Annotated in this window: 8 protein-coding genes; 4 read left to right on the top strand and 4 right to left on the bottom strand. The window is 66.4% G+C overall.

Features of this window, described 5'->3' with window-relative positions; translation table 11 throughout:
- Positions 1-8 precede the first annotated feature (8 nt).
- The 3 genes from ACZ4S3_RS03405 to ACZ4S3_RS03395 form a co-directional block, all read right to left on the bottom strand.
- The gene (locus ACZ4S3_RS03405) at positions 9-1223 is read right to left on the bottom strand and encodes a restriction endonuclease subunit S (RefSeq protein WP_467925113.1); all 1215 of its coding nucleotides are present in this window, start codon (positions 1221-1223) and stop codon (positions 9-11) included.
- Between the two features lie 83 nt (positions 1224-1306).
- Positions 1307-3373 (bottom strand): type I restriction-modification system subunit M, encoded by a 2067-nt coding sequence (locus ACZ4S3_RS03400; RefSeq protein WP_467925111.1) that lies wholly within the window; start codon positions 3371-3373, stop codon positions 1307-1309.
- Positions 3370-5061, bottom strand: a complete 1692-nt coding sequence (locus tag ACZ4S3_RS03395; protein ID WP_467925109.1) for an N-6 DNA methylase — start codon at positions 5059-5061, stop codon at positions 3370-3372. Before ACZ4S3_RS03395 ends, ACZ4S3_RS03400 begins: the two co-directional genes overlap by 4 nt.
- 157 nt (positions 5062-5218) lie before the next feature.
- Between ACZ4S3_RS03395 and ACZ4S3_RS03390 the strand changes: the two genes are divergently transcribed.
- The gene (locus tag ACZ4S3_RS03390) at positions 5219-6445 is read left to right on the top strand and encodes a ParB N-terminal domain-containing protein (protein WP_467925107.1); all 1227 of its coding nucleotides are present in this window, start codon (positions 5219-5221) and stop codon (positions 6443-6445) included.
- Between the two features lie 1516 nt (positions 6446-7961).
- Here ACZ4S3_RS03390 and ACZ4S3_RS03385 read toward each other — a convergent pair.
- Positions 7962-9176 carry an ATP-grasp domain-containing protein gene (locus ACZ4S3_RS03385; protein WP_467925105.1) on the bottom strand — a complete coding sequence of 405 codons (1215 nt, stop codon included), beginning with the start codon at positions 9174-9176 and terminating at the stop codon, positions 7962-7964.
- Between the two features lie 228 nt (positions 9177-9404).
- On the opposite strand from ACZ4S3_RS03385, the gene ACZ4S3_RS03380 reads away from it, so the two are divergent.
- The 3 genes from ACZ4S3_RS03380 to ACZ4S3_RS03370 all read left to right on the top strand — a co-directional run bounded on the left by ACZ4S3_RS03380 (position 9405) and on the right by ACZ4S3_RS03370 (position 12240).
- Positions 9405-9920 (top strand): sensor histidine kinase, encoded by a 516-nt coding sequence (locus tag ACZ4S3_RS03380; protein ID WP_467925103.1) that lies wholly within the window; start codon positions 9405-9407, stop codon positions 9918-9920.
- Complete coding sequence (locus ACZ4S3_RS03375) at positions 9917-10615, top strand: response regulator (RefSeq protein ID WP_467925101.1); 699 nt, start codon at positions 9917-9919, stop codon at positions 10613-10615. Before ACZ4S3_RS03380 ends, ACZ4S3_RS03375 begins: the two co-directional genes overlap by 4 nt.
- 245 nt (positions 10616-10860) lie before the next feature.
- Entirely contained in the window at positions 10861-12240 is a 1380-nt protein-coding gene (locus ACZ4S3_RS03370) for an LLM class flavin-dependent oxidoreductase (protein WP_467925099.1), read from the top strand.
- Positions 12241-12246: the final 6 nt, after the last annotated feature.

Below are 12246 nucleotides of genomic sequence, written 5' to 3'. Positions count from 1 at the left end.
GTCGATAGTCACGGGGTGTCAACTCCTCGTCCGGAGGCGGTCGAGACGTCGAACTGGCCGGTCACGGCGGCAGCGATCAGGGCTTGACGGCGTTCCTTGAGCAAATTGGTCTGGCGCTCAACCAATTCAGTGCGAAGTCTGACCTCCCTCTCAATCCGGTCACACTCCGTCGCAATCTCGACCTGCTCTTGGACTCCGGGGAATAGTAGCGGCATTCCTAGAAGGATGGAGCTATTGAGGTTCGGCATGGTACTCCCGATCGCGTTGAAGTGGAAGTAGTAGCGAACGGAGGGAATAGAAAGGAATCGACGCAGGTAGCCGGAGTTGAATGATTCATTTCGAAATCGAACGCGCAGTGAGCCTGTTCCGCACACCCATCCAGCTTGGCTATCGATCACGATGCCAGCTCGGCCGAGCTCACCTCGGCGGCCAAATACCACGTCTCCCGGGTTCAGGATATGGTGAGAGAGTCGGTCTCTAGTCTGATCGGAAACCGTTACTTGCCGGTCTGCGGTCAAGCCTGACGGCGAAATATTTGCGGGATTAATTACGGGCCAGGCGTCTGCTACGTAGTCCTCGGCATGTAGTTGACTACCGAAAGGGCCAGTTTGGACCTCGCAGTCAACCGATCGGAGTCTGCCCTCCTTCCAATGGCTCGGAATTTCACCGAAAGGGGCGTACTCTGCAGGCTTTTTCGTTTTGCTCTTAGCGCCGCGGACCTCGGAATCCATACGCGCTGATTCTTGCGACTTGAGGAGCTCCACGCTTTCCGTCCGCAAGCATACGAGTCTGTCGATTCGGGCGGTCTCTGCGTCGAGGAATTCTGCGATACGGCGTTGTTCGTCCTGCGAGGGGAGGTTTACTGACAGCGCCCGCACGCGTTCAGCGCTGACGTGGTAAATGTTGGCCCCTGTCGCGATGGAGGCGAAAGCACCCGAACCGAAGGCGGAACGAGCCCACCAACCCAGGAAATCTCCGTCCACACCGCTACGAGGACGGAGACGCAGCAGGGTGTTCTGGAAGCAGACGGTTCCTTCGAGTTCGCCCCGCCACACGGCCGACGCTCCAACGCTTGTCAGGCTTCCACTCCCTTCGCTGACCAGGACATCGCCTGGTTGCAGGGAGAAGGTGACTTGCTCCGACGGCGAGAAGTTCATCGACTGGACGTCGTTGAGGTCCAGTACGCCGTCCTTGACGTTGGCCGCTCGCAAGTAGCGCGTCATGTGGGGTCCTTGCGCATGCTGCGGCGACCGTTGGCGGCCGAGAGCGACTTCTGCGACTGTGCGCAGAGTGGTAGGCCGTCCAGTCATCCCGTCACCTGGCCCAGCAGCGCCTGGATCTCGGCCTCAAGGGATTTGAGCTCCTTGTCGATCTCCGCGAGGGGTCGTGGCGGTTCGTACACGTAGAAATGTCGCGTGAACGGGATCTCATAGCCGACCTTGTAGCGCTCGGTCAGCTTTGTTTTCGGATTCTTCAGCTCCGCGATCCATGCGTCCTTGACGTGCGGGGTGACCTGTTCCGCCAAGTAGTCGTCGATGTTCTGGTCCATCGGTACGTTCTCGGCGTCGCGAAGGTCAGGGTCATGTTCCGGCTGCTTGGCCTTCGCGTACTGGACCTCGCCCTTTGGGTCACGTACGCCCACCGCGTCGCGCAGGGCCTTCTGGAAGGCTGCGCCGGATGGCCAGATCAGGCCGGCCGAGGCGACCGCTTTGTGTAGCATGTCCCATGCGTCGGACTTGGTCGGCCAGACTTCCCCAATCAGGGGACGGAGCGCCGCCACGAACTGCGCCTGGCGCTTGGCTACGTCCTCCTCCGACATCTTCCTGTCACCCAGCACCTTCTGGAACGCCGCGGAAGCCGCCAGCTCCCTCAGCGTGTCCTCGGTGATCTCGAAGCGGAGTTTCAGCGGGCGGTCCACGGTGATGCGCTGGTAGCCGTACTCCTCATTGCGGAGGATCTTGACCTTGGCGTGCTGCGGGTGGTTCTCGTCCGCCGCGATCTGCTCGGCGTCGCGGTACAGGGCGCAGATGCCGGCGATCTGCTCCTCGGAGATCTCCTTGCGCTTCTCGCCGAGGGACTTTCGACGCTTCACCCACTCCCCCCGCGCGTCGATCATGACGACCTTGCCCTTGCGGTGCTTGGGCTTGCGGTTGCTGAGGATCCAGAAGTACGTCGAGATACCAGTGTTGTAGAAGAGCTGGTCCGGGAGGCCGACGATGGTCTCAAGGTAGTCGTTCTCCAGGATCCAGCGGCGGATCTCCGATTCGCCGGAGCCCGCGCCGCCGCTGAAGAGCGGGGAGCCGTTGAAGACGATGGCGATGCGCGAGCCACCGATCTCCTTGCCGTTCTCGTCCTTCTTCAGCGGCTGCATCTTGTGGAGCATGTGCTGGAGGAAGAGGAACGAGCCGTCGTTGATCCGGGGGAGTCCTGCCCCGAAGCGCCCGTCGAAGCCACGGTCGTCGTGCTCCTCGCGGACCGCCTTCTCCGACTTCTTCCATTCCACGCCGAAGGGCGGGTTGGCCAGCATGTAGCTGAACTTGCGGTCTTCGTGCCAGTCGCGGGTGAAGGTGTTGCCGAACCGGATGTTGCCGGCGTTGTGCCCCTTGAGAAGCATGTCGGAGCGGCAGATCGCGTACGACTCGGCGTTGATCTCCTGCCCGAACAGGTTGACGCGGGCGCCTGGCTTGAGGTCCCTGATGTGTTCCTCCGCGGCGGCGAGCATGCCGCCGGTGCCGCATGCCGGGTCCAGGATGTCGATGACCGCGCCGGGCTTGCGGATCAGTTCTTCGTCGGGTCCCAGGAGCAGTTCGACCATCAGCTTGATGACCTCGCGCGGTGTGAAGTGCTCACCGGCCGTCTCGTTAGAGGCGTCCGCGAACTTGCGGATCAGCTCTTCGAAGACGTAACCCATGTCGTGGTTGCTGACCTTACTTGGGCTGAGGTCCATCGCCGCGAACTCCTGGACCACCAGGTAGAGCAGGTCGGCCTCCTCAAGGCGCTCGATCTGGATGTGGAAGTCGTACCGGTCGATGATCTCCGTGACCTCGGGGGAGAAACCGCGGATGTAGTCCTTGAGGTTGGAGTAGACATTCTTGGCAGCACTGCCGATGGTCTTGAAGCTCTGCCGGGAGGTGTTGAAGAAGGGGAGCCCCGAAACTCCGATCAGGAGCGAGTCCTTGTGCTCACCTGCGAACGAGTCATTTCGCGCCCATACGGCCTCGCGCGTGCCCTTCTCCTCCATCACGCAGTCGAAGCGGCGCAGCACCGTGAGCGGCAGGATGACCTTGGCGTACTCCGAGCGTTTGTAGTCGCCGCGCAGCAGATCGGCCACCGACCAGATGAAGTCGGCAAGTTCCTGGTTGGTGTTGCTCACTCGGCACCTTCTCGTATTGCGTCTTGTGATGTCACGTTGTGTGCAGTCTCTGCCGGCGTGAGGGCGCCGTTGGTCAGCCCGTCGTACGCCAGGCGGGTGACTTGATCGCCCATCCTGGCAAGTTCCTTGAGTCTTCGCTCGAACTCACCCAAGTCCCGGAACACCGCCCCGTAATGGCGTTGCTCTTCGATGGCCATCTGTGGCAGCTGCGCCCCGCGTGGGTCCGCTCGGTAGGTGCCCGTGGCGGAGGTGTTGCGGCGGGTATTGGCCGCGCTGCGGAGGAATCCCCGCAGGTAGTCCGTGTCGAGCTGGTCGCTGGTGGAAGCTGCCTCGCCTTCCTCTGTGCGTACCAGACCTGCCTGGATCAGATCGCTGACGCCCACCGGGGTGATCTCGTCCATGGAGCCTGCTCCTGGGCCCGGTGGCAACGGTGGCAACAGCACGGCCAGTTCGCGGAGTTGACGTTCGAGGGCTGTGCGGAGATTGGTGTACTCGGTCGGGTAGTCGGGCTGGGCCACTTTCACGTACGAGGACGGCCTGAGGTCCACCTCTTCACGGATGAGGTCGATCAGCGGCACATCGGCGACCTGGTCCGGGGCAGGTTCCAGCGGGCCATCCGGATCGTTGGACGTGAGGTCGACCATGCGTACGGACCGGACCTCCTCACCCGGCGACGCCGGACGGCGAAGCTCCCACAACAGGACCGGCAGGTTGTGGCTTGTCGCCATGCCTGGGGGCAGGGCGGTAACCGAGGTGAGGGCGCCGCGGCGCACCAGTTCCGCCCGGATCCGACGGCCGCTTCTGCGGTACGCAGCGGACGGCGCGAGCGCGATGAGTACGCGGCCTCCAGGGGCGGTGTGGAAGTAGCAATGCTGGAGCCAGGCCAGGTCGCTCTCTGCGCGGGGTGGTGTGCCCAGTTCCCATCGGGCGTCGAGCAGCAGCTCCTCACGGCCCCAGTCGTTCTGCCCGAGAGGTGGTTCGCAGAGAACGAGTTGGGCCCGTAGATCGGGATGCTGGTCGTCCCGGAGGGAGTCGCCGGCTTGAAGGGTGGCCGGGGGGCCGCCGCTGAGCTGAGTCGTCAGCTCGGCCAGTCGGAGCAGGCCGGCGTTGAGCTCTTGCCCGGCCCGCCCGGTCGCGTGCGATCCCGCGACCGCCAGCAGGAGCGATCCGGCGCCACAGGCCGGGTCATAGACCAAGCCCTCCACCGGTCCGGCGAAGTACGTGAAGGCGCGGATGAGGCGAGGAGAGGAGGACGCCTGCGCACTGCTGCGGCCGGTTGAGGCGAGGAAACGGGTGATCAGGTCCTGGAAGAGTTGCGAAGCGGTGCGCTCGGCGGCCAGCTCGTCGACGGATTCCCGGAGTCGGCTCTGGAGTGCCGCGCCGGCTTTCCCAGTCAGGTGTGAGCCGACATCCACGAGGGCGGCCGTCATGTCGTCGCTGTACACGGCGCGCAGGGACTGCCAGAGGGCGACCTCCCGCGAGGCTCCTCGTCCCTTGCGCTGTCCGGCCAACCAGGTCTCGATCTCGGCAACGGAGAAGAGCGGACCTGCCGCCGTCCCACCGGCGGGTGCGGGGAAATCGTCGTGCCGGCGTCGCCAATTGGCGACAGCGGCACGGGTGACGCCGGCGAGCCGTGCGATCTGCGCTGCCGTGACGACTGGTGCTGAATCGGATCCTTCGTCCTCCATGAGGGCAAGAGTACACGCGGCGTCGTCGCTTCGGAATCGGTTAGCGCGTTGACAATGCTAACACTGTGGTGTCACTCTCGTTGCGCCGGCCGCGGTGAGCACGCTCTCCAGGCCTCAGCCGCGATCCCCCATCCCACTCGCCTGGCAAGGCTTCACGATGACCATCACCATGCCGACCACGACCGTCGAGGGGATCCAGCTCACAGTCACCCCGTTCCGCCCGGACGCGGTGATCGGGACCCTGGGGCTGCCGACGCTGCTTCAGCTCGTTCCCTCGCCCCGGGCAGAGGAGGACAAGCGCGCCCTGAAGTACGCCTCCGGTGCGGTGCGTCGACACGCCGAGGTACGCGGGCTCGTGCAGCGGATGCTGAAGGCCTCGCAGAAGGGGCGGAACGTGACTTCGTACGCCTCCTACATTGCCACCGGCATCGGTGGCGGGCACGGAGCGGCCTGGTCCACGCCGCCCATTACGCTGTGGCTCGACGGGCAGCCGGGGGCAGTGAGTGAGGAGCTGATCGCGGGCAGCGGGATCCGTACGGTCACCGTGCTCCCGGGGTCGCCGGTCGTGGCCATCGACGGAGAGACCCAGGTCACCGCCTGGCACGAGCTGTTCGACAACCCGGAGCGGTTCGGGACGACGTACGAGAAGCTCAGCAGCGTACGGCTGCCGTTCGAGCTGTACTTCGGGCTTAGCGTCGAGGACTCGCGGCAGATCTTCTACGACCGCAACGTCGAGGGTGTGCCCGTTGCTAAGAACCTCGCCGTGTCGATGGACCAGCGCGACATCGGTACCCAGCTCGCCCACCGGGTCGCCGCGACGGTGAAGGTAGAGCACGACGGGAAGATCGTCCCGTTCGGCAAGCTGGTGCAGGCGCGCAAGCGGCAGCTGACGAAGGCCGACCCGGAGGTCGTGACCCTGTCTGCGCTGCGGGTCCTGGTGATCACGGCGCTGCACGGGAGGGGAGGGCTTGGGCTCTCCTCGGGCACCGTGCACGAGGGCGAGCTGCCCGAGGGGGTCAGCGCTGAGCAGGCCGAGCGCGAGCTTGTGCCGTTGCTGTCGCAGTTGATCGGCCAGCTCTTCCCGCATTTCGAGGCGCGTGATGCGGTCTCCGCACCGGCGGTTCTCGCGGGGCTCGGTATCGCCGCCCATCAGGCCACCAGCTGGGCCCTTGGCGGCACTCGTCTGAACGCCGAGGAGCTGTTGAGGTTGGTCGATCCGGTGCGCTTCGAGCGCGAGGCTCAGTACTGGGACGGCGTCGCTGCCAGTGCGAACGCGGCCGGTAGGCTGAACTTCGGCGGCGGCGCCAAGGACTCCGGCGGCCGGGTCGCCGACGCGCTGCTTGGTCCTGACACCGACTACGGGCGTAAGATCCGCGGCTGGTAGGCCCGCGCACCGCGCCGATCGCTCCGCGGGTTCCAAGGGCGCCGGTTCATCGCAACGTGCTGGACGGTCCCGATGTTCAAGCACTTCGAGGGCCCGAAGCCGGGCTACGTGGCCGACCTCCCGACCTGGCAGCAGGAGACCGGCGCCGAGATCTTCGAGGCCATCGAGAAGGCCTGATCAGACGGGCGGGGCGCAGGCTGGCCACGTGACCAACGGGTGAGCCACTCCAGGCGGCCTGCGCTGGTTCCCTGCCGTTCGTCGCCGGCTTCCGGCGGCAGGCAGCGGGGCGCATGGCGGACTCATCCAGTCGGCCTGCTCGATGGGCAAGCTCCTTGATCGGTACGACAACGGATGACGAACTCTGCCCTTGCCGCTGATGAAGAACCAGCCCGGCCAGCGATCACCAATCAGGTTCTTGATGAGAACACCTGCCGTCGGTGGCGACGGTTTGCGCTCACCCGATCCGGCGATGGCACTACACCCATTGCGGTGGATAGAGTCACTCTTACCAGCGCTGAGCTGCACCAACGCCTACCAGGGGCACTACCCGCGCAGAGCCCGAGATGCCATTCGCCGCTCTGTCCTCGCGACCCTGTCGGCGCGCCATCGCCTTACCGCATCAGCTGCTCGATCCCAAAGCGATCCGGCCCCGATCCGGCACGGACGCGGAAGTAGGGCCCTCGAATGGTCAACCCCATTTGACCTGTATGTTTGCCAGATCAGCGAAGCGGCGTTGTGTCACCCACCACACGTTGAAACGGAGCTCTACGGCACTGTCGTGATCACCACACTCGCGTGTCCGGCGACCGTGCAGCTACCGCCGCATCCAGTAAATCTCCGCAGACCACGGGGGAGGTGGTGGCCAGCTCTTGATCGCGGCTCCCGCCGAGGACTCGAACCCACGGCTACGCCAGCCGCAACTCACCCCGCATCACCGGCGTGTACGTATGGTTCAAGTCCCCCCTCGGACACTTACTGGGACTTTCGCGAGATCGCCCCTCTCCCGTTCACGAGTTACCGGTTGAATCCTTAGGGATCACCGGTAATTCGTCGTTCACGGGGTCTTCGGGCCCTGCGGTCGGCTTGGTGAGGCGGTGGTGCCGTGACGGGCACGCCTCAGTCACGTCTGTCTTCGAGAACAGCGCATGCCTGGGTAGCGGTCGGTGGCCGTTGCCCAGGCATGTGTGGTTTCCGGTGCTTCGTGCCCGGTGGGGTCTCACTCAAGAGGGGGCGGATCGGAGGGGTCCCGGGTGGCTGGAATGGTGGTGGGCGAGCTGTCCGTGACTGGCGCGGAGGGGTGGTTGGTTGCCTTGCGGGGCGTGTGGGCGGTTGCCCGTCGGAAGTGTTTGATCGCCCTGTAGTTGCTGATGAACAGGTCCTGGGTCATGCCTTTGAGGTGGCGCACCATCTCCGTGTTGGCGGAGCGTGCCGGTGGGGACCGTGAGCCGCAGCCCGTTGTCGCGCAGCGCCCCGAAGCGCCAGGTGTCGTACGGCCTGAAGTGGGTTTGATCTGTTGTCAGTTGAGGGATGCGTGGTCGTCCTCGCCGTGGCGTCCGGTCCACTGCACCCCCGCGGCGTACCACTGGGCGAGTTCCTGGGCGCGCCGCTCGACCTCCTGGTCGTCGGCGCCGGTCAGGACGTAAGCGGCCAGGTAGTGAGCGGACTTCACGCCCCCTTGGTATGCCGTGCCCACCGTGCCCCGCAGGCGTTCCTCCACCACGAAGGGCGGGGGGTCCTCGGGCAGGGCCGCGAGTGTGCCCCGTTCGGGGTAGAAGACGACCCAGCCCGCGCTCTGTCCGGGCGCGACGCCGTAAATCCTGGCATCGGTCAGGGTCTGTGGGGCGACCTGGGCCCGGAACCACTGCTCGTCGAGGTTGAAGCCGGTGGCGGCGCGGATGGCGGGGGCGGTCAGCGCGCCGCCGGTCCTGCTGCCGATCTCGCACAGCACGAGGCGGTCGTCGGGCGTGTGGAAGACCTCCAGGTGGAAGGTGGCGCACTCGGGGGTGGGCAGTGCGTCGAGGATCTGGCGTGCATAGCCGATGAGCCGGTCCGTGAGCGGGTGGTCGCGGGTGAGCTGTGCCGAGCCCAGGTATATGCCGTCGTGGAAGGACAGACAGTCGTTGAGGTAGCGCGAGACGAACGTGGCCACCGGTGCGCCCGCCGCCACCAGCCCGTCCACCACGTACATCTGCCCCTCCACGAACCGCTCCACCTCGGCGTGTTCGGGCAGGCCTTCGGCGAGGAGCCGGGCCAGGTCCGCGGGGCCGCGCAGCACCTGGGTGCCGGTGGAACCGGAACCGAGGGCCGGTTTCACCACCACGGGGTAGCCGTGCTCGCGGACGAAGCCGAAGAGGTCGAAGGCCACGCGTACCGGGGCGAACTCCGGTACCTCGAGGCCGCTTTGGCGCACCAGGGTCTTCATATGGACCTTGTCGCGGAACGCGAGGGTGCTGGCGAAGTCCTGGCCCGGCACGCCGAGCAGTTCCCGCAGTCGCGCCGCGCGCAGCAAGTCGCCCTCCATGCGGGCGATCACCGCGCTGGGCGGCGTGCGCTCGGCGAGGTCGAGGGCCGTCCGCTCCGCGTCGCCGCCCTGGCGGTAGTCGGGGAGGGAGACAGCGCCCGGTACGTGCCTGTACTGCGGGAATTTGGCCGCGGAGACCAGGAGGTGCGGCCGTACGCCCGTATCAGCCGCCCACTTGTCGTACGGAGTGTCCGCATAGTCGCTGTCCACGAAAGCCAGAACACTCCGTTCTGCTCCAGATCTCACCAGCACCTCCCAGGACTCCTGAAAAGCACGCACCGGCTGCGTGCGGCATCAAGGCTAGGGGCGTGAGCCCAGGTCAGGGCCGTCCTGGCACATACCTCGGCTTTACCTCGGAAAGATTGTTCTGCTCATTCTGACCGTGTAGGAAGAACGGGGAACTGACGATTTTGATCTTGCGCATGCACTGGGGGGAAGTTGAAGAACCAACGAATTCTCGCCGCAACGCCATCGGCTCGTGACCACGAACTGGCGAATTACCTGCACACCCTCACGGGCCTGCTCGATCTGGAAATGTACGCACGGGCCCGGCAGTTCGTCGCGGAGCACTTAGGCGACCCCGCACCGGAGCGAGACCGTGCACCGGAGCGAGACCACGTGCCGGAGTCGCACCCGCTGCAGGAACGGCGGTCCGAGCCGCTCCTCGACTTCGCCGAGGTCGGCATGTGGGCGGAGCCAGGCGCCACGGTGCTGAGCGTCGCCGACAACGGGCCGGGTGTGCCAACCGCCCTGCGAGCGGCGGTGTTTCGCGAGGGCTGGTCGACGAAGAAGGCGCCGCCGCATCGCGGTCGGGGGGTCGGCCTCACGCTCGTCCACGGCGTCGCGCGACGCTACGGCGGCTCGGTCCGGCCGGCCGAACGGCCGGGCGGTGGTGCCGTGTTCACGGTCCGACTGCCCCGGAATCCGCCCGTGGCGGCGGGAGCGGCACCGTGATCGACGTCCTGGTCGTGGACGACGACTTCTACGTCGCCGAGATCCACTCCCGCTATGTGTCCCGCATCCCAGGATTCCGCGTCATGGGCCGGGCCCACACGGCCGCCGAGGCGCTGATGGCCGTCGAACGCGGCAGCGTCGACATGATGCTGCTCGACCACTACCTTCCCGACGAGGACGGGCTGCAGCTGGTGCGCAGGCTCCGTCGGCTCGGCCACGAGACCGACATCATCATGGTCTCGGCGGCCCACGGGGCGGGGCAGGTGAGCTCGGCGCTGTGCAACGGCGTCCTGCAGTACCTGGTCAAACCGTTCAGTTTCGCGGCGCTGCGGGCCAAGTTGACGTCGTACGCGCAGATGCGTGACCGCCTTGACCGCTTGGACTCCCTGGGCCAGGGCGAGGTGGACGAGATCTTCGGCACGCTCCACGCACCGGTCCAGGCGGAAGTGCCGCCCAAGGGGTACTCGGCGGCGACCACCGAGCACATCCGCGACGTGCTGCTCCGGGCCGGCAAGGCGCTGTCCGCGCAGGAGGTTGCCGACCTCACCGGGGTGAGCCGCTCCACCGCGCAGCGCTACCTCAAGCACCTGCAGGAGTGCGGCAGCGTCCAACTCGCCCTGAAATACGGGGGCGCCGGCCGCCCCGAGCACCACTACGAGTCCGCGCACAGTGCCTCCCGCCCGCGCCCCCGCTGAGCGCGCACCACGAGGGCGGCCCCCGGCGTGTCACCAGGCCCCACACTCCGAAGGGTGTGGGGCCTGCGCCGTTCCGCCGGTGTCATCGGGGCGTTACCGCACGCTGATCAAAAGAAGCAGAAGGAGTTTTACGCGGTAAAGCCACAGTGCACGCAGAACCGTGTCCCCTCTCGGCTCCTGATCTAGTGTCCGTCTCGTTCCAAAGATCAAAAGTTGCTCACCTGCAAGGACACCGGAGACCTGCTATGGGCGTGACACGCCGTACGCTCCGTCTTGGAGCTTTTCTCCTGGCCCCCGGCTACCACGTCGCCTCCTGGCGGCACCCCACGGCCCGCGCGAATGGCGGCCTGGACTTCGCTCACTACCGCGAGCTCCTGCACACAGCCGAGCGTGGCAAGTTCGACATGTTCTTCGTCGCCGACGGGGTGGGCATCCGCACCCCGTACCGCAACGCCGACGAGCTGAGCCGATGGGGACGCTTCCTCCAGTTCGACCCGCTGACGCTCCTGTCCGCCCTCGCCGTGCACACCACGCACATCGGTCTCGCGGCGACCGCGTCGACGACGTACAACGAACCGTTCCACATCGCGCGGAAGTTCGCCTCGATCGACCACCTCAGCGCCGGCCGGTCCGCCTGGAACATCGTCACCTCGGTGACGGACGCCGAGGCGAAGAACTTCAACCGCGACTCCCAGCCCGACCACGCGTCGCGCTACCACCGGGCCAGGGAGTTCATGGAGGTCGTCACCGGCCTGTGGGACAGCTGGGACGACGACGCGTTCGGGTACGACAAGGAGTCCGGGCGCTACTTCGATCCCGACGGACTGCACATCCTCGACCACAAGGGCGAGCACTTCTCGGTGCGCGGTCCGCTCAACGTGGCCCGCTCGCCCCAGGGTTACCCCGTGCTCATCCAGGCGGGCGCCTCCGCGGACGGCCAGGACTTCGCCGCCCGCTGGGCGGAGGTGGTGTTCACCGCCGCCCAGACCTTGGACGAGGGCCGGACGTTCTACCGCGGCATCAAGCAGCAGGCCGCCGCCTACGGGCGCGACGCCGACCAGATGAAGGTGATGCCCGGTCTCTTCCCGGTGATCGGCCGCACCCGCGCCGAGGCTGAGGACAAGTACGCGGTACTGCAGGAACTGGTCGACCCGGTGGTCGGGTTGGGGCTGCTCACCCAGCTCCTCGGCGACATCGACATCTCGGGCTTCCCGCTGGACGAGCCGCTGCCCGAACTGCCGCCCACCCAGGGCAGCACCAGCCGCCAGCAGCTCGTCTACGACAAGGCGCGCCGCGAGGGCCTGACGGTCAGGGAGCTGTACCAGTCCCTGACCGGAGGCCGCGGGCACCGCATCGTCATCGGCACCCCCCAGGACGTCGCCGACCTCATGGAGGAGTGGTTCACCGGGGAGGCCGCCGACGGCTTCAACGTCATGCCGCCCGTGCTCCCCGAGGGCCTGGACGACTTCGTCGACCTCGTGGTGCCCGAGCTGCAGCGCCGCGGCCTGTTCCGCACCGAGTACGAGAGCGCCACCCTGCGCGGAAACCTCGGCATCGACCGGCCCGCCCGGGGCGCCGCAGCCGAACTCCCCCTCAGCACGGGCCCGTTCCAAGTCCAGGAGTGAGCACCC

Source organism: Streptomyces sp. NPDC028368, from assembly GCF_055565615.1.
The sequence above is the reverse complement of the archived record's forward strand: the minus strand, read 5'-3'. Positions and strand labels throughout refer to the sequence as shown.

Bases quoted from the DNA above. Each gene is read 5' to 3' on its own strand.
- ACZ4S3_RS03405 (WP_467925113.1), bottom strand. From the start codon at position 1,223: ATGACGCGCTACTTGCGAGCGGCCAACGTCAAGGACGGCGTACTGGAC.
- ACZ4S3_RS03395 (WP_467925109.1), bottom strand. From the start codon at position 5,061: ATGGAGGACGAAGGATCCGATTCAGCACCAGTCGTCACGGCAGCGCAG.
- ACZ4S3_RS03390 (WP_467925107.1), top strand. From the start codon at position 5,219: ATGACCATCACCATGCCGACCACGACCGTCGAGGGGATCCAGCTCACA.
- ACZ4S3_RS03370 (WP_467925099.1), top strand. From the start codon at position 10,861: ATGGGCGTGACACGCCGTACGCTCCGTCTTGGAGCTTTTCTCCTGGCC.